The following is a 17,839-nucleotide window of genomic DNA, read 5'->3' as shown; positions in this document are numbered from 1 at the left end:
TGTACTGTGCGCGGGCCATCCTAAAACCCGATCTCGACCCCGACGGCGGGCGTCAGCCCGAGGGTCTCGTGGGACTCGACGGCGAGGTCGGCGCGGAGCGGCCCGGCCCGGACGCCTGCCCCGAACGCGTAGCGCACCGGCGCCGACGAGACGCCGACGCGGAGGGCGAGCGCGTCGACCACCTGCACCTCGGCGCCGCCGCGAACGGAGAGGCCGAAGTCGAGGTCCTGGTCGGCGTCGAGCACGAGCGTGGCGCGCTCCGAGGGCGTGTAGGCCAGCCCGACGGTCAGGCCGGGGACCGTCGACGCAGAGCGGGCGAGGTCGGCGGTGTCGCCCAGGCCGAGGCCGAGCAGGTTGCGGGCGGCCAGCCCGCCGCGGAGGCCCGGCAGCACCTCGCCCTGGACGCCCGCGTGCACCAGCACCGCCGTCTGGCTGGCGTAGCCCTCCGTGGCCGCGCTCTCCAGGCCCACCGCCAGCCCCACGTCCAGGCGCCGCGTCACGCTGAGCGGCAGCGCGCGGCCCAGCCCGACGACGACGCGCGTCTCGCGGCGCTCCGAGAACCCGTACGTCCGCGCGTGGAGGGCCGCGGTGCCGACGGGCGTCGGGAGGGCGGCGGTGAGGGCGCCGAGGCGAAGCTCGCTGAGGCCGAACGCCTGGCTGGCCTGGAGGGCGGCGCGGCCCTCGGCGAGCCCGGCCCACGCGGCCGGGTTGGTGTGGCCCCAGGCGTCGCCGCCGAGGGCGACCCCGGCGCGGCCGAGGCCGAGCACGCGGGCCCCGCCTTCGGCGAGTTGGGCCTGGGCCGCCGGCGCGGCGAGCGTGAGGAGGGCGGCGAGGAGGCGGAGGGCGCGCATAATTGCCGTCGGTCGACGTTCGAGCGGACGTCCGAGCCCCGTACCTTAGGGCGCGATAGCTGAAACATACGCGACCGCCTGCAATCCCCGACGTGCGCCGATTTGCCCTCCTGATTGTCCTCGCCCTCACCGCGCTGCCGGCGGTCCACGCGCAGGAGCTCAACTGCCAGGTCACCCTCAACCGCGAGGCCATCACGGGCACCGAGTTCGGCTTCCTGGACGAGTTCCGGGAGGAGCTCTTCCGCTACCTCAACGGCCGCGCGTGGACCGACGACGTGTTCCGGCCCGAGGAGCGGATCGACTGCCAGTTCCAGGTGACGTTCACCGAGGCGCTCTCGCAGACGGCGTTCCGGGCGCAGATCGTGGTGCAGGCCAGCCGCCCGATCTACGGTACCGCCCAGCGGACGACCACCTTCCGCGCGTCCGACACGGACTGGCTCTTCAGCTACGCGCGTGGCCAGAACCTGATCTACGACCCGAACCGGTTCGACGCGCTCACGTCGGTGCTGGACTTCTACGCCAACATGATCCTCGGGTACGACTACGACACGTTCGAGGCGTTTGGCGGCACGCGGTTCTACGAGCGGGCCTTCCGCATCGCGGAGCTGTCGCGCGCCACCGAGGCGGGCACGCCCGGCCGCGGCTGGTTCGGGCAGGGCATCGAGGACCGCTCCCGGTTCACGCTCGCGCAGGAGCTGCTGGACCCGGTGTTCGCGCCCGTCCGCCAGGCGCAGTACGACTACCACTTCACGGTGCTGGACCACTTCGTGGTGGAGCCCGAGCAGGCCTGGGTGGACGCCCTGGAGACGCTCTCCGCGCTCCACGAGCTCTACCTCCAGAACAACCGCCGCCGCTACGTCACCGACGTCTTCTTCGGGGCCAAGTACCAGGAGATCGTGTCGCTGATGCTCGACGCGCCGCAGCGCAACGAGGCGTACGCGATGCTGACCGAGATGGACCCGGCGCACATCGGGACATACGACGGGTTGGTCAACTCCCGGTAGCCGAGTGGGGCTGCATGGCTCCCTGCGGGCGGGCTGGCATGGTTCTGTCTAGGGGACGAGGGACTCGCCCTCGCCTTCATGACGATCCTCTCGAATCCGTTTCACGTGCTCGGCCTGACCGAGGACGCGACGCCCGACGACGTTCGCCGCGCCTACCGGCGGCTCGCCTTGAAGTACCACCCGGATCGCAACGGCAGCGACCCCGTCGCGCGCGAGCGATTCCTGGCCGTCAAGCAGGCGTTCGAGCAACTCGATACGAAGGACCCGGATGCGGGCTACGACACCGAGCGGGTGGTCGCGCAGATGCAGAAGGCGGCCGAGGAGGCGGAGCGCCGTCGCAGCCGCCGTGGTGAGGGCGGGCGGGGCTGGCAGCTCATCCGCATCCCGCTGCTCCAGCCGCGCGAGGAGCGGATCCGCGAGGTGCTGACGTCGATGGACGCGGTCGTGGGGGTCGTGGCGGCCCTCACGGCGGGCATCGCGGTGGGGCTGAGCGGGGTGGTGACGGAGTGGGTGGCGCCGATGTGGGCGCCGCCGCTGGTCGCCGTGGTGCTCGGAGCATACGCGATCCGGCGCGCGTTCCGCGTGGTCGTGAATGAGGCCTGGGCGGTGGAGACCCACTGGCAGGGGCTGCGCGACCTGCGTTGGAACGTGGTCCTGAAGTGGGAGGAGATCACCGACCTGACGCCGGGCGATCAGGTGCTGGACCTCGTGCTGTCGCCGCGCGCGGCCGGTCGCCTGTCGGCGCATCTCCCGGCGGAGGCGTTCGCGGGGCCGACCCTGTACCGCCTGCCGATCCGCGAGCCCGGGCGGGCCGCCTCCCTGATCCGGCCTCAACTGACGGCCTAGAGCCGTTCCTGCAGGGAAGGCGGGCGTTTCGATGCGAAACCGTCCGGTTCTGACTTACCTCCTCGGGACGGTGGGATCGCGGACGATGCGTGCGCGCCGGACGACGTCGCCCTGGAGAATCTGGTCGACCACGTCCTGGCCGTCGACGACCTGCCCGAAGGCGGTGTACCTGCCGTCGAGGTGGGGCTGGGGGCTGTGGGTGACGAAGAACTGGGAGCCCTCGGTGTCCTTGCCGGAGCTGGCCATGCCGAGCGTGCCGGTGCCGTAGCGGAGGCGCGTGAACTCGCTCCGGATGGCGGTGTCGGGGCCGCCGTAGCCGTCGCGGCGGGCGTAGTCGCCGCCCTGGACGACGAAGTTGGCGACGACGCGGTGGAAGGGGACGCCGTCGTAGAGGCCCTGCGAGGCGGTGGTGGTGATGCGCTGGACGGTCTGCGGGGCGGCCTCGGTGTCGAGTTCGAGGACCACGGTGCCGCGGTCGGTGTCGAGGATGAGGCGCGGGTGGCGGCCGACCTGCGCGAGGTGGACCCAGTCGACGCTGGTGGTGCCGGGGGTGCCGCCGCCGGACAGCTCCACGTCGACGCCTTCGGACAGGCGGTCGTTGAGGGCGTCGCGGGCGGCGAGGCGGAGGACGGGGTGCCCGGCGAGGGCGACCCCGACGAGGAAGTCGATCTCGCCGCCGTCGCGCACCTTGCCGACGGCCTGCACGATGGCGGCCATCGGCTCGACGTCGGTGGGGGCCTCCAGGGTGGCGTAGACCTCGCGGAGGAGGGGGCCGGCGCCGAGGGGCCAGAAGGCGGAGTCGGCGAGGGCGGGGGCGGCGGCGGAGGTGGTGGCGAGGTCGGCGCGGCGGAGGGCGTGGGCGTAGGCCTCGTAGAAGCGGCGGGCGCCGTAGCCGCCGCTCTCCCAGCGCTCGCGGAGGGCGCCGAGGGCGGCGGTGGCGAGGCGGGTGTCGTCGGAGCGGGCGTCGGTGAAGAGGCGCGTCAGGGCGGCGCCGTCGTCGGTGCTGCCGAGGGCGCGGAGGGCGGCGGCCTGGGCGAAGGGGTCGGTCTGGCGGTCGGCCCAGGCGAGGACGAGGGCGGGCTGGGCGGGCGCGAGGACGGGCAGGAGGGCGGCCTGGACGGGCCAGGGGCGGTCGTCGTCGGCGAGGACGGCGCGGGCGATGTCGAGGGCGTCGGGGGTGGGGCCGGCGTCGGCGAAGAGGGCGGCGGCAGTCTGGGCGACGTGGGGGTTGGGGTCGTCGACGGCGCGGGCGAGGGCGCCGCGGGCTTCTACGCCGTCGGCCTCGGCGAGGGCGCGGGCGGCGCTGACGCGGGTCCGCCAGTCGGGGTCGGTGGCGAGGGCGTCGGCGAGGCGGGGGATGTCGGCGGGCTCGTCGAGGGTCTGGAGGGCGCGGGCGAGGTCGGCGCGGGCGGGGTCGCCGGGGAGGGCGTCGAAGGCGGCGCGGATGGCGTCGGTTTGGCCGGCCCAGGCGGGCATCGGGGAGCGCGTGAAGCCGTAGGCGGCGGCGCGGCGGACGGCGGCGTCGGGGTCCTGGAGGTGGCTGCCGAGCCAGGCGGCCCAGGCGTCGCTGACGACGCCGCGCATGCCGAAGCGGGCCAGGGCGAGGGCGCGGGCGGCTTCGAGGGCGTCGGGGAGGGGCGCGGTGAGGACGACGCCGAGGTCGGGCAGGCCGCCGACCTTGCCGAGGGCGTCGAGGACTTCGGCGAGCACAGCGGGGGTGGCCTCGCGGCGCAGCGTGAAGGCCAGGGCGACGCCCGCGGTGGTGTCGGCGGACTGGCCGATGGCGAAGGCGGCGTCGGCGCGGACGGCGGGGACGGGGTCGTCGAGGAGCGCGCGGAGGGCGGGGACGGCGGCGGGGTCCTGGACGGAGCCGAGGGCGAACGCGGCGCGGGCGCGGACGAGGCTGTCGGGGTTGGTCAGGGCCCGGGCCAGGGCGGCGCCGTCGCGGCGGACCTGGAGGTCGACGAGGGCCTGGAGGTCGGGGCGGGTGAGGAGGCCGTCGGAGGGGCGCTCGGCGGTGGCGTCGGGCGGGCCGGCGGGGACGGCGGTGGAGGCGCACCCGGCGACGGCGAGGGCGGCGAGGAGGAGGAGCGGGCGCATGGGGTGGTGGGAGGGGGGCGCAACTCGCGTCGCCAGTGCCGGAGGCGGGACTTGAACCCGCACGCTCGTGAAAGCAACAGCTCCTAAGGCTGCCGTGTCTACCATTCCACCACTCCGGCGTGGCCCCGCGCCTGGGCGGAGCGGGGCGAAGATACCCGCGAGGCTCGCTGGCGATCCCTGGCTCACTCGGGGCCGAGGCTCGGGCGACGCCTGGCGCAGTTCGTGTCTTCGCTTCTTCTGTGGAAGGGGTGCCGTTTCGCTCGGTCGGCAGGCCCTCAGCGTGCGCGGCGTCCTGTGCTGGTGGGAGCGGGAACGGGTCTCGATGCCGACCCTCCGAGCCATCGGAACGGGGACTGGTGGGTGTGATGCCGGAGTCGCGATGGGTGGCTGGTGCTCGGGGTACCAGGATGGGCGGAGGGCGCCTCCGCGTGGAGGGTGGCTGCGTCACATGTCGGGGGCGTCGGGGGAGCGGTCGCCGGTGATGCCTCGGTCGATGATGATGCGGGCGGTGCGGTATTCGCGGGCGAAGTCGGGGGAGGAGGCGGTGAGGCGGGCGACCATGGGGTCGAGGCTGGCTCGGAGGAGGCGGGTTGCGTTGCGGATCTCGATGGCGATCTCGGCGGTGGCGCGGCTGCGGGCGACGATGGCGGCGCGGGGGGTGGAGAGGGCGTCGGCGAACTGGTCGTCGAGGGCATCGAGGGCGTCGATCTCGGGGGGGAGGACGCCGTAGTCGGCGAGGTCGGGGGCGTGGGTGCGTGCGAGGTCGACGATGAGTTCGGACTGGTCGGCGAGGGCGGCGTCGCGGAGTTGGATGAGGTCGCTGGGGGAGAAGTCGGCCTGGGCGGCGACGTCGGGGCGGTCGGTGTCGGCGGCCCAGGCCTGGAGGGCAGCGGCGAGGGTCCAGGCGGCGTCGCGGACGTGGGTGCGGAGTTGGTCTTTGACGGCGGTGACAGCGCTGGCGGGATCGGCCTGTCGCTGGGCGGCGTCGCGGACGCGGTCAATGGCGGTGCTGAGGTCGTCGCGGTAGCGGGCCATGACGGGGATGGCAGCCCATGCGTCCGCGTGGTCGTCGATGACGGTGAGGGTCGCGCGGAGCATGTCGAGACGGTCGGTCTGGCGGTCGGTCATGGAGATGCCGCTATGCGGTGATGTGTGTGATCTTGTGGGGAAAGAGGTGGTGGAGTGTAGTGAAGGGGACAGAATTGGCGATGGCGAATTGCGGGTTTATTGGTGGTGTGAGTCTGGGTGGATGTTGGATGGCGGCTTGTGGAGTGGGTCTCGCAGCGTCTGAACTGGGTCTCGCAGCGTCTGAACTGGGTCTCGCAGTCTCCGAACTGGGTCTCGCAGTCTCTGAATCGGGTCTCGCAGTCTCTGAATCGGGTCTCGCAGCGTCTGAACTGGGTCTTGCAGCGTCTGAATGGAGGCTTGCAGCGTCTGAATGAATGCTTGCAGCGTCTGGACTGCGTCTCGCTGTCGATGGACGGGCGGGCGCGGTTCCTGGTCTGCCTCGGTCGCTCGGTGGGTGGATCCAGGTAGGCTGGGTGCTGTGCCGAGGCGGGGGCGTGGGGTGGGGCTCGTGCGTGTCGCCGGCCTGCCGCTGGGTGTACACGGGGGGGGAGGGGCGGTGGGGTGCCGCTGCACACGGACGTTGTGGCTCCTCTGTGGCGGGGGGGCGGTCCTGGGGACCCCGGTCTTGCCCCGCCAAGCCCTTGTTCTACGGATGGTGTCCGTATTTGCGGGGAGACGTGGGCTGAGAGGATGGGCATAACGTGCTGTCTCCCATGGGCCCGGCGGGGGCACAGACATCACCCTGTGGGTATGTTATACGGACGACGTCCGGTTTGTAAACTGGACGCCGTCCGCACAATCACTGGTTAGCCAGCTTGCTCCCCTCTGGTGTCTTCTGTTGACTTGTCTGTGCTGATCGAGAGGATGTCGGCCCTGCCGGACGACCAGCTTGCCTCCGTGCTCGGCCCGGAGCGAAGCGATTACACAATCGAAGCCGTAGCCGCGGCGGAGGTCGTTCTCGAAGACCGGAGGGCCGCCCGTCGCGCTTCGTCGGAAGTCGCGCCCGAGGAGTTGTTTGAGTGCGAACGGTGCGGGAGTACGCGCGCACGAGCCCGCCGGGTCGGCTTCAGCGGAGCCGAGCGATCTGTGTTTGTCGTCGTCTCCTGTCGTCGGTGCGGACTGTCGGAATGGTTCGATAACAGTGCCGATAAGCCCGGACTGCGACCATCCCAACCTCCGCAAGCTGGCTAACCCGCCGCTGCAAGCCGACGAAGGGCGCCAGCGCTCTCGGCTCGTCCTGGCGTAGGCGCTACTTTCGCCTCGTTCTGCTACCGTGCTCTCATTCCTTCGCGGTTGAGTAGCCCTCTGTTACACCGCCTCCGTCTCACCATGGGCATGTACTCCAAGGTCCGTGGGTGGATCAAATACTTCCCCGGTCAGAAGGATGCCCTCCGCTCGGCCATCGCCTCCGCCGTAGCGCAGGCTGAGGAGAAGGAATACGCCGAGGCCGTCGCCACGAACTGGCGGTTCATCGAGGAGCTGTTTGGGACGTACGGGAGCGACTACGCGTTTTGGGGCGGGTACATGCGGAACGGGAACACTCGCTTCGTTCTCGATCAAGTGAAGGCCGTGGCTGCCGTGATAGGCCGGGACAACGCGTGGCTCCCCGACGGTCGGCCCGGCCACGATCTTCAGGGGTCTTTTATCATTGACGTGGAAGGCGGCCCCCGGCTGGAGTGGCGCGTCTTCAACCGGGAGGTTTACGAACGCGAGATCGAGGTCCCAACGTGGGTAGCGGCTGAAGGCTGGGACATCAGGAGTAGTCCGGATCCGGGGCCACCTCCTCCCGGTCCGGCGGTGTAACCCGCGGTTGCAGGCCGACCCAGGGCTCCGGCGTTCTCGGCTCGTCCGGGCGTCGGCGCTACTTTCGCCTCGCTCCACCATCACGGTCGCGGCCCTGGGCGGCTAAGCGGTCAACTGTTACCCGGCTCGCGTCCGGCGTCCGGCGTCCGGTCCGTGCCTCGCACCTCCAGCCTGCCCGCCTCGGGGTCGCACTGGCCGAGGCTGAGCACCAGCGGGTCGGCCCGCACGCTGACCGAGGCGGCTCCTGTCGGGGCTCCGCGCTGGGCTTCGGCGTCGGCGCTTCGTTCGGGGTAGCCCGTCCCGGCCGCGTGCCGGGTAACCTGCCGCTGCAGGCAAACTTTACGTTCTTCTGTTCACCATCGCGCCGTGTGCCGCGTGCGGCTGACCGACCCCCTTTCTACGGAAGCTCTCGGTCTGCTGGGTCGGCAGTGGAGGTTCGGATTCGTCGACACCACCGCCTCGGGGGCTTCGTCGGCAGGTGCTCGTGGCCGAACGACTTCCTCAGGGTGGTCACTGAGGGGAACTACGCAGAGCCGCAGGTCCGATCTTGTGCGGGTCGTCGCACCAGACGTAGCGTCGGCGTGACCCCAACAACGCCCACTATGCCGGAGGTGACTCGCTTCGATCCTCCCTGGGCGGCCGTGACGGCGGCGTTCGACGCTGACCTGCGCGTGTGGGAGGCCTACGCCGTGGAGGTCCGAGCGTGGGTCGAGGTGCTCCGGGCAGACGTCGAGGCGGGGCGGGCGCTGTCGGCAGAGCACGTCCGGGTGGGTGGGGAGGCGGACCCGGCGCGGCTGCTGGAACAGGCCGACTGGCTGGCGGAAACGGTGGAGCGGTGGACGGCCGGCTTCCGAGACCGCTTGGGGTGCGGCGACATCCGCACGGCGCTCACCTCGGCCCTGATGTCCGGTCCGAGCGCACGTGGGTTCGACTACCGCGCGCCCGGCTTCTTCCGCGAGCCCGCCGAGGCGGGGGACCTGCGTCCGACCTGGGGGGTGTCGTGTCGGGCGCAGCAGGAGGTGCTCCGCGCTGCCTTCCTGCCCGACGCGCCCCCGGCCTGGCACCTCCGCTCGGTGCAGGGCTGGGCACGCCCGCTCGTCCGGCTGCTCTGGTCGGACACGACCGCGCTGCGGGTGACCGTGGAGGCGTACGAGGCGCACCTGGCGGAGGTCGGCAACCCGTGGGTGGACGCGGGCTGAGCCGACGGATCAGGCGTCGGCGTCGGTCAGGACGCGGAGAATCGCGGGCGTCACGTCCGTCAGCGAGCCCGCCTCGGCGAAGGCGTGGGCTCCGGGGCCGTGCGCAATGAGCGGGACCGGGTGGCGGGTGTGGCTCTTGGTGGCGAGGTCCTCGATGTTGCCGTGGTCACTGGAGAGGACGAGGAGGGCCTCCGGCGGGAGCGCGTCGAGGAGGGCCTCGAAGAAGCGGTCCAGCGAGGTGAGCACGTCGGCGGCGCGGGCGGCGTCCTGGCTGTGGCCCGCCTTGTCGGTGAGGTAGTACTCGTGGAGGACGAACGCGTGGTCGGCGACGAGGGCGGCGAGGGCGCGGGCGGCGTCGGCCTCGGACTGGGGCTTCTGGTCGATGTCGATGAGCGCGTGCCACGTCTCGCCGGTGAGGTCGGCCGGGAGGGCGCGGCGGGCGGCGAGGTCGGCGGCGCGGCGCAGGCGGACGCCCGCGGAGTGGGCGGCGAGCGTGGTGGCGGTCCACCGGCCCCGCTTCTCGACGAAGCGGAAGAAGCGGTCCGGGTAGGCGTTGGCGAAGGCGAGGCGGTCCGCCTCGATGCCCGCGGCGACCAGCCGGGCGAAGACGCTCCGCTCGGCGACGAGGGGGCGGACGGTCGTCGGCGGGTACGGGCCGAAGTGGCGCCCGTGGACGGCGGCGGCGTTCTCGCCCGTGAAGAGGGCGGCCTGCCCGGTCCCGCTCTGCGGCAGGCCCTCCAGCCCCAACGTCGCGTCGATGGGGATGAACACGTGCTCCGGCTCGCGGATCGGGGTCGCGTCGGCCGTCCAGCGCTGGCCGCCCGCGAGCCGCTCGAAGGCAGGCAGGTCGAGCGTGACGAACGGGTTGGCGGCGGTGGCGGGCCCCAGGCCGACGCCGTCGAGAAAGACGAGGAGGATCAAGGCGTTCAGAGGTCGATCGGCGGGACGACGAGGGAGAGGTGCTCTTCTGGATGCGGGACGCGCACCCCCCGAATTCCGCTATGCCACCCACTCGGCGACGGCGTGCGGGTCGTCCACCGGGAGGGCCGAGGCGGACCAGGTCGCGTCGGGCGGGGCAGGGGGGAGGAGGCCGACGGTGCGCCCGGCGTCGGAGGCCCAGGCGAGGGCGCGGTCTTCGGGCGAGCCCGGCGGCGGGGCGACGGCCAGGACGGCGCGTCCGATGGCGGCCTGCACGAAGGCGCGCTCGCGGTCGTCGTGCTCGAACGGCCCGTGGGCCATGGGGAAGGGCGAGACGAGGAGCCCGCCTGCCTTGGTGAGCGCGGTGGCGCCGGGGCGCATGGAGCGCTCCAGCCGGGCCAGCCCGGCGCCGACCACCGCGACGGCGGGGACGCTCGCGGCCAGCGACAGCTTCTGGAGCGCGAGGTCGACCCCGTGCGCGGCGCCGACGACGAGGCCGCGCCCGCGAGCGAGGACGGCGCGCGCCACGTCCTGCGCTCGCTCGAACGGCTCGGCGGCGAGCGGTGCGGAGGCCAGCACCGACAGCGACGGCCACGCGAGGGCGGCCAGGTCGCCGAAGGCGTAGAGCACCACGGGGCGGTCGGCCCGGTCGAGCGCGTCGAGGCCCGGGGGCCAGCCGGTGGCGCCGGGCGTGAGGACGTGGATCTGACGCCCGGCCAGCGCGGCGACCTGCGCCCGTGCCGCCTCGGTGGCCTCGTCGAAGGCCGGGTCGCAGATGGCGTCGACGGTGCGGTCGGCGTGGGCGACGCCCTTGAGGCGGAGGAGCACCTGCTCGCGCGGAGCCGTGCGGACGGCCTCCGCGGTGGGGAAGCGCTCCAGGAGGCGGTGGGCCGTAACCCGCCCGACGCCGTCGAGCGACAGCAGCGCGACGGCGAACAGCGAGGTGGGAGGAGGCATCGGACCGGGCATCGGGGAATTCGGGGTCGGCACGTTACGAATCCCACCGACCCCCCGTCCCGAGTGGCCTGAGGACCCGTTTGGAGCCCTCGACGCGGTCCGGCACTCCGTTTGCATGTGCGGGTGCGATCCCTCTCTCCTCCATGTCCACCCCCACTCGGATCCTCTTCGTCGCCGACGCGCCGTCCGCGGTCGAGGCGCTCTCCGCCATTCGGCATGGCGGGGAGGTTCAGGCCCAACTGGCGCCCTCGGCCGACGCGCTCAGCGCGGCGCTCGCCGACCCGGCTGGCGCCGCCGGGTGGGATGCCGTGGTGTATGTGCCCGGGGGGCCGGTCGAGGAGGTCGAGGTGGCCGTGTTCGTGCCGGACGGCGTGACCCTGTTCGTCGTCGCCGAGGAGGTGCCGCTGTTGCTCACCGAGACGGCGGCGGTCGCTCTCCCGGCCGCCGACCTGCCGAGCCTGCTCGCGCGCCTGGCCGCTGCCGACCCGGTCGAGTCCGCGCCCGAGGTGGACGAGGCGCGCCCCGAGGCATTCGGTCGGCCCGTCCCGGCCGAGTCTGAGGCCCCCGCGCCGCACTCGCCCGCGCTCCCCGAGGACGTGCCTTCCGCCCCCGAGGCCTCTCCCGCCGTCGCTGAGAGTACGCCCGACGTGGACGCGTCCGATCAGGATGTGGACTCGCCCTGGCTCGCCGAGGCGTCGTTCGACGCGCCCTCGGAGGCTGGAGCCGGGGCGGACCCTGGCGAGGCCGAGGCTCCCGCTGAGGCTTGCGCCCCGGAGCCCGTCGAGGGGGCGATGCCCGCGCACCTGGCCTCCCTCGCCGATCACCTCAGCATCGGGCTCTACCGCAGTGCGCCCGACGGCACGATCCTGTATGCCAATCCGGCTCTCGCCGACCTGCTGGCCGTCGACTCGGTCGCCGCGCTCGCCAGCCTCGACGTGCGGGCCGACCTCGGCTATCCTCGCGAGGCCTTCGCCGAAGAGATCGCCCGCACCGGCGTCGTCCGCAATCTGGTCGTCGAGTGGACGCGCAGGACGGGGGAGCGAGTCTGCACCCGAGAGAACGCCCGCTCCATCGTCGATGCCTCGGGTCGCGTCGTCGCGTACGAGGGGACGATGGAGGACATCACGGCGGAGACGGAGGCACGCAAGGAGGAGCAGACCGTGGCCCGGCAGCACCGCGCGATGGCCGGCTTCACGGCCGCGGCCTCCCTCGCCGACGACCCCGTCTCGATCTACTGCTCGGCCGTCGGGGCTCTGCTCGACGCCACAGACGCCAGCTGGGCGGCCCTGCTCGCCGAGGACGACCTCGAACTGGTGGCCACGGCGGGCGCGGCGCCGGACGGGCTGGCCTCGGTCTCCGCGCACGCGCACGGCCTCACGATGGCGCCGCTCGTGGTGCCGCACACCGGACGGGGCACCTCCCAGCTGGCGATGCGGCTGCGGGAGAAGGGCGTCGGCGCGTTCGGGACCGTCCCGGTCCGGACAGGGGCCGACGCGGCGGGCGTGCTCCTCTGGGGCTACGCCGACCCGCGGGACATCTCGGCCACGGACCTCCGAGGCGCCGACGGGCTGGGGTCCCACCTCGGGAGCCACCTGGACCGGGTCGCGGCACTGCAGGCGCTTCGCGATGCCCGCATCAGCCTGGAGACGGTCACCGAGCACACGCCGCACGTTCTGTACCGCCTCCGCTACACGCCGAACGGCGCGGTCTACGAGTACCTCAGCCCGGCCATCGAGACCCTGACCGGGCTCCCACGGAGCGAAGTCGACGCCCGCGGGGGGCCTGGAAGCCTCGTCGAGGTCCGCGACGTGCGGGCCGGCGAGGGACTCGCGACGGGTCCGGTGGAGGGGGAGGACGCCTACCACGCGATCTACCGGATGATGACCGCCTTCGGTCCGCGCTGGGTCGAGAACTCGGGCCGCGTGTGGTGCGACGCCGCCGGCAGACAGATCGGCTTGATCGGTGTGCTGCAGGACGTCACGGAGCGGAAGATGCGTGAGGACGACCTCGCGGACGCCGCCCAGGGCGCCCTCATGCGCCAGCGAGCGCTGGTGGACCTCGCCCATCTCGACGGCGCCGATGCGTTCGGCGCCCCCGCCGCCGCCATCGTCGCGGCGACGCTCGGCGCGTCCGACGTGTCGTTCTGGCTCGGCGCGCCGGGCCATCCCTGCACGCCGCTCCACGCCCCGGCCCCCGTCGACCCCGACGTCGACTTCGGGGGCGGCTTCGCCTCCGTCCTCCAGCACGTCGAGTTGCACCGGGCCCTCGCCGTGGCCGACGCGGCGAGCGACGACCGGGTGGAGCCCCTCGGCCTCGCCGGGTTCGTGCGGGCGTTCCGCCTGCGCGCCCTGCTGGTCGCGCCGATCCGCCGCCGCGGAGAGGTCTCGGGCTTCGTCGCCATCCACCGCACCGACCACCCGCACGACTGGCAGGCGACCGAGACCGAGTTCGCGGCCGCCGTGGCCGACGCGGTCGCGCTGGCGCTGGAGCGGGAGGACCGGGAGCGGCTGGTCGAGGAACTGGTCGAGGCGCGGGAGGCCGCCGAGGAGGGCCGCGCGGCGGCCGAGCGGATGAACCGCCTCAAGAGCGCCTTCCTGGCCAACATGAGCCACGAGATCCGGACGCCCCTCACGGGCATCCTCGGCTACGCCGAGATCCTGCTCGCCGAGGTCCCGGCCGACCTTCGGGACGCGGTCTCCCTCATCGACCGCAACGGACACCGGCTGCTCGATACGCTGAACGCTGTCCTCGACCTGTCTCGCCTGGAGGCGGGGGAGTACGAGGCCGACCGCAGCCCGATGGTCCTCGCCCCCGAGGTGGAGCGCGCCGCCCAGCGGTGGGCCGACGCCGCGAACGAAAAGGGCCTCCGCTTCGATCTGGACCTGGACCCCGATGTCGCCGCCGACGTGGACTCCGACGCCCTGAGCCAGATCATCGGCCACGTGGTGGGCAACGCGATCAAGTTCACCGACGCGGGCGGGGTGCTGGTCACCCTCGAGGGGACGCCTGCGGCCGCCCTGCTCCGCGTGGCCGACACCGGCCGGGGGATCTCTGAGGCCTTCGTGCCCGAGGCCATGGACGCGTTCCGCCAGGAGGACACCGGGCACGCGCGCAGCCACGAGGGTGCAGGCCTCGGCCTGACCATCGCCCGGCGGCTCGCCCACCTCCTCGACGCGGAGATCACCATCGAGTCGGAGCAGCCCGGGGGTACCGTGGTCACCCTCTCGCTCCCCCGCGTTCCGTCCCCGGCCGCCTCGCCCTGGGAGCACGTCCCCGCTCTCGGCGACGGCCTGGTTCCCGCCGTGCCCGACCTCCTCGCCACTCCTCCGACTGAAGACCCCGGCGATCTGCTCGGCGCCCCCTTCGATTTCACGTTCCTGAGCTCCGCGACCCCCGTCGCTGCCGAACCCACCCTCCTCGCCTCCCCGTCGTCCGCCCCGACCGATATGTTCGATTTCCGCTTCGGCCGCCCGTCGGCCTCCGACCCGGCTCCTGAGCCGACCCCCCCGGCTGCCGTTCCGCCCCCGGCGCCCCTTCCGCCGCCCGCCCCGCCGTCTCGGCCCGCGGCACCGTCGCCCGCTCCTGCGGCCCCGCACGCGACGCGTGCCGGTCGGCCCGAGACCGAGGACCCAGTGATGATCATCCGGGCTCGCACGGACGACCGCCCGACGATCCCCGCGGCGGCCCCGCCGGAGGACGCAGAGATCGTGCAGGAGCCCCGTGGCGAGGGCAAGCCGACCATCCTCGTGGTGGAGGACAACGACGACACCCGGATGCTGCTCGAGCGCATCCTCCGGTCGACGTACGACGTGACGGCCGTCGGCGACGCGCGCTCGGCGCTGCTGGCGATGAACCAGCAGCGGTTCACGGGGCTCGTGCTCGACATCAACCTCGGCGGCAAGGAGACCGGCGCCGACGTGCTCCGCATCGCCCGCTCGCTGCCGCATTACGACGGCGTCTTCGCCATCGCGCTGACGGCGTACGCGCTCCCTGGCGACCGCGAGCGCCTCCTGGAGTCGGGCTTCAGTGCCTACATCTCGAAGCCGTTCACGCGGCAGTCGCTCATGGAGACGCTCGCCGCCGGTGTGGAGGCATAGCGTCCGGTGGGTGTAGCTTCTGCGGGCCCACCTCGCGCCGTGCTCGACCGCCTCGCCCGCCTCTTCGACGGCCTCCGTCCCGACGAGCCCGACCCCCCGCCCGGAGGCGGAGGGGGGACCGCGCTGGCGCTGACGGGGGGCGGCTCGCGGGCCGCCTACCAGGCGGGCGTCCTGCGGGGGCTCGCGAGGTTCGCCCCAGATTTCAAGCCCGACATCCTGACGGGCGTCTCGGCGGGTGCCATCAACAGCGCCTTCCTCGCGGCCAACGCCGACGCGCCGTTCGCCGACGCCGCCGACCGCCTCGTCCAGATCTGGCGCGAGTTGCGCGCCGACGAAGTCTTCCGGCTGGACCGGCCGACGCTGATGCAGACCATCGGGCGGTTTCTCCGGAATCCGGAGACCGTCTCACCTCCGGCCGAGGGCGGGCTGCTGGACACGACGCCGCTCCAGGAGTTTCTGGAACGTCACCTCGGGCCGGTCGGCCAGCCCATGGAGGCCGTCCAGCGCAACGTCGAGGCGGGGCACGTGGGGGCGTTCGCGGTGACCACGTCCTCGTACACGACGGGGCAGTCGGTGACGTGGGTGCAGGGGGAGGGCATCGAGCCGTGGGACCGGCCCATGCGCCGCGCCGTGCGGACGCCGCTGCGCACCGAGCACGTGCTCGCCTCCTCCGCGCTGCCGTTCTTCTTCCCGGCCGTCTCGCTGAACGACCCCCAGGTGGGCCACGGCTGGTACGGCGACGGGGGCATCCGGCTCACCGCGCCGCTGTCGCCCGCCCTCCACCTCGGCGCCGACAAGATCCTGGTCGTCAACACGCGGTCGAGCCAGAGCCGCGCCCAGGCCGACGCGCCGAAGGTCCGCGACTACCCGCCGCCGACGCGCGTGCTGGGGGTGCTGATGAACGCCGTCTTCCTGGACGTCATCGACCGGGACGCGCAGACGCTGCACCGCATCAACGCGCTCATGGCGGCGACGCCGCCGAGCCAGTGGAATGGCTTCCGCCCGGTCGAACTGCTGGTGATGCGGCCGTCGGTCGACCTGGCGACGCTTGTCGGGGAGGTATCGCCGCCGCTGCCGCCGTCAATGCGGCTGCTCTTGGGCGGGTTGGGCGCAGGCGACGCCAGCCCGGACTGGCTCTCGATGCTCGCCTTCGACCCGGCCTACGTCGAGCGGCTCATCGCGATCGGGGAGGAGGACGCCGAGCGACAGGCGGAGGCGTTGCAGGCGTTCCTCGCCTCCGAGCCGTCCTAGGGGATCGGTCAGGCGGTCGCGCCGACCGTCTCGCAGAGCGAGGGGAGCAGGGTCGCCAGGTCGAGGTCGTCGAGCGGGGTGCCCTCGACGCAGACGGTCCGCCCGTGCGCCTCGGCATACTCGACGGCTCGGTGGGCCAGCACGGTGAACTGCGGGATGCCTGCGGCCACCGTCAGACGCGTCCCGCGGCCCCGCTCGTCGCGCCCGGCCACCAGCAGCCCGTCCCGTGAGACATCCACCCGGTGGACGCGCGCCCACGAAAGCGAGGACCGGCGGCCCGCGGCGTCGTAGCCGACGAAGCGACCCATCGAGAGTTCGATGCGCCAGAGGCGGCGGTACTCCCGGCCCAGGATCACCATGACCACCCCCGCGCAGACGCTGAGCAGGGCGCCGCTGACGAGTGCCACCACGGTCGCGTCGAGGCGGGGGGAGAGGGTCGAGAGGGGCGCCAGGCAAACGAGCGCGCCGCTCACCCCCGCGAACACGATCACGCACCGGCGCGCGTGGGAGCGGGCCTCATCGAGGACCCGGTCGTCGTCGAACGTCTGCGACCATGTGGACATGCGGAGGACCCGGAAGCGCTTCCTATGTAAGGCTCGTGAAGATCGTTCGGTTCCGGTGCCGAGGGGCCTGGGGGAAACCCCTTGATCGTAAGGCCTTCCGCGGGGCCGGTTTCCTACGCGTAGCGGGTTTGGAGGGCCAGGATGGCCTGGTCCAGGGCCGCGTCGTCGAGGTCGCGGTGGAGCGTCGCGCGGACGGCACGCGGTCCGAAGGGGACCATCCGAACCCCCGCCTCGGCGAGGGCCCCGACGGCCTCGGCCGCGGGCTCGGGCGTCTCGAACAGGACGATGTTGGTGTCGGGCGGTCGGACGAGCGCGAGGCCACAGGCCGCGACGGCGTCCGCGAGGCGGCGGGCGCGCGCATGGTCGGCGCGGAGGAGGGCGCGGTCGTCCCGTTCGTAGTCGTCGAGCGCGACGAGGGCCGCGGCGGCCAGCACACCGACCTGGCGCATGCCGCCTCCGAGGAGCTTCCGGACCCGTCGCGCCTCGCGCATGAGGTCTGGAGGCCCGCACAAGACCGATCCGACGGGCGCCCCCAGGCCCTTCGACAGGCAGACGTTGACGGTGTCGAATGGCGAGGCGAGGGCAGCGGGCGACGTGTCGAGGGCGACGGCAGCGTTCCAGAGCCGAGCGCCATCCAGGTGGAGGGCCAGCTCGTGCGCGCGGGCGGTCTCGGCGACGGGCGTGATCGCGTCCATGGAGACCGCCACGCCGCCCGCCTTGTTGACGGTGTTCTCCAGGCAGACGAGCCGCGTGCGCGCCTCCCAGTCGTGGGCGCCCTGCACGACGGCCTCCACGTCGTCCGCCGTCAGCACCCCAGACGCGTCGCCGACGGGCCGAAGCTGCACCCCCCACAGCGCCGCCGGGGCCGCACCTTCATAGTGATAGATGTGGCTGCGCTCAGCGACCACGACCTCGTCGCCGGGTTGAGTGTGGAGGCGAATCGCGATCTGATTCCCCATCACCCCCGAGGGCACGAACAGCCCCGCCGCTTTCCCGAGCAGGTCGGCCACGCGGGCCTCCAGCCGCTCGACCGTGGGGTCCTCGCCGAACACATCGTCGCCCACCTCGGCGTCGGCCATGGCCCGCCGCATGGCGGCGGTGGGTCGGGTGACGGTATCGGATCGGAGGTCGGCGGGCATGGAGGACGTGGAAGGTGGTGGAGTTCGACCGGGCGAGGCCCGG

General features: G+C 72.9%; 13 protein-coding genes and 1 tRNA gene. 6 read left to right on the top strand and 8 right to left on the bottom strand.

What is annotated here, in order from left to right; genetic code table 11:
* Positions 1–20: 20 nt before the first annotated feature.
* Positions 21–851: a hypothetical protein gene (locus tag B1759_RS03020; protein WP_095513558.1), complete on the bottom strand. Its 831-nt coding sequence runs from the start codon at positions 849–851 to the stop codon at positions 21–23.
* Positions 852–943: 92 nt separating this feature from the next.
* Here B1759_RS03020 and B1759_RS03015 point away from each other — a divergent pair, with 92 nt between their 5' ends.
* On the top strand, positions 944–1,855 hold the full coding sequence (locus B1759_RS03015; RefSeq protein ID WP_158225099.1) for a DUF4835 family protein: 912 nt from the start codon (positions 944–946) through the stop codon (positions 1,853–1,855).
* 78 nt (positions 1,856–1,933) lie between these two features.
* A complete protein-coding gene (locus tag B1759_RS03010; protein WP_095513556.1) occupies positions 1,934–2,701 on the top strand; it encodes a J domain-containing protein in 768 nt (255 codons plus the stop codon).
* Between the two features lie 54 nt (positions 2,702–2,755).
* Here the strand turns inward: B1759_RS03010 and B1759_RS20415 are convergent, their stop codons facing one another.
* The 3 genes from B1759_RS20415 to B1759_RS02995 all read right to left on the bottom strand — a co-directional run bounded on the left by B1759_RS20415 (position 2,756) and on the right by B1759_RS02995 (position 5,929).
* Positions 2,756–4,801: a peptidylprolyl isomerase gene (locus B1759_RS20415; RefSeq protein ID WP_095513555.1), complete on the bottom strand. Its 2,046-nt coding sequence runs from the start codon at positions 4,799–4,801 to the stop codon at positions 2,756–2,758.
* A gap of 36 nt (positions 4,802–4,837) precedes the next feature.
* Positions 4,838–4,920 (bottom strand) — tRNA-Leu (locus tag B1759_RS03000).
* A gap of 325 nt (positions 4,921–5,245) precedes the next feature.
* Positions 5,246–5,929: a hypothetical protein gene (locus B1759_RS02995; RefSeq protein ID WP_095513554.1), complete on the bottom strand. Its 684-nt coding sequence runs from the start codon at positions 5,927–5,929 to the stop codon at positions 5,246–5,248.
* Between the two features lie 1,275 nt (positions 5,930–7,204).
* On the opposite strand from B1759_RS02995, the gene B1759_RS02990 reads away from it, so the two are divergent.
* The gene (locus tag B1759_RS02990; protein WP_143537248.1) at positions 7,205–7,672 is read left to right on the top strand and encodes a hypothetical protein; all 468 of its coding nucleotides are present in this window, start codon (positions 7,205–7,207) and stop codon (positions 7,670–7,672) included.
* Positions 7,673–8,274: 602 nt separating this feature from the next.
* Positions 8,275–8,871, top strand: coding sequence for a hypothetical protein (locus tag B1759_RS02985; protein ID WP_095513552.1), 597 nt, complete (start codon positions 8,275–8,277; stop codon positions 8,869–8,871).
* A 9-nt stretch (positions 8,872–8,880) separates the two neighbouring features.
* Here B1759_RS02985 and B1759_RS02980 read toward each other — a convergent pair whose 3' ends face one another.
* Both B1759_RS02980 and B1759_RS02975 read right to left on the bottom strand, forming a co-directional pair.
* Positions 8,881–9,792: an alkaline phosphatase family protein gene (locus B1759_RS02980; RefSeq protein ID WP_198948732.1), complete on the bottom strand. Its 912-nt coding sequence runs from the start codon at positions 9,790–9,792 to the stop codon at positions 8,881–8,883.
* A 78-nt stretch (positions 9,793–9,870) separates the two neighbouring features.
* Positions 9,871–10,746 carry a DNA-processing protein DprA gene (locus tag B1759_RS02975; RefSeq protein WP_158225097.1) on the bottom strand — a complete coding sequence of 292 codons (876 nt, stop codon included), beginning with the start codon at positions 10,744–10,746 and terminating at the stop codon, positions 9,871–9,873.
* 143 nt (positions 10,747–10,889) lie between these two features.
* Between B1759_RS02975 and B1759_RS02970 the strand changes: the two genes are divergently transcribed.
* Both B1759_RS02970 and B1759_RS02965 read left to right on the top strand, forming a co-directional pair.
* A complete protein-coding gene (locus tag B1759_RS02970) occupies positions 10,890–14,843 on the top strand; it encodes an ATP-binding protein (protein WP_095513549.1) in 3,954 nt (1,317 codons plus the stop codon).
* 39 nt (positions 14,844–14,882) lie between these two features.
* Complete coding sequence (locus B1759_RS02965; protein WP_158225096.1) at positions 14,883–16,094, top strand: patatin-like phospholipase family protein; 1,212 nt, start codon at positions 14,883–14,885, stop codon at positions 16,092–16,094.
* Between the two features lie 8 nt (positions 16,095–16,102).
* On the opposite strand, the gene B1759_RS02960 is transcribed toward B1759_RS02965, so the two are convergent.
* Complete coding sequence (locus tag B1759_RS02960) at positions 16,103–16,657, bottom strand: hypothetical protein (protein WP_095513547.1); 555 nt, start codon at positions 16,655–16,657, stop codon at positions 16,103–16,105.
* Between the two features lie 113 nt (positions 16,658–16,770).
* The gene (locus B1759_RS02955) at positions 16,771–17,796 is read right to left on the bottom strand and encodes a low specificity L-threonine aldolase (protein WP_095513546.1); all 1,026 of its coding nucleotides are present in this window, start codon (positions 17,794–17,796) and stop codon (positions 16,771–16,773) included.
* Positions 17,797–17,839: the final 43 nt, after the last annotated feature.

Source organism: Rubrivirga sp. SAORIC476 (genome assembly GCF_002283555.1).
GTDB lineage: Bacteria > Bacteroidota > Rhodothermia > Rhodothermales > Rubricoccaceae > Rubrivirga.
This window is presented reverse-complemented; position numbering and strand designations above follow the sequence as displayed.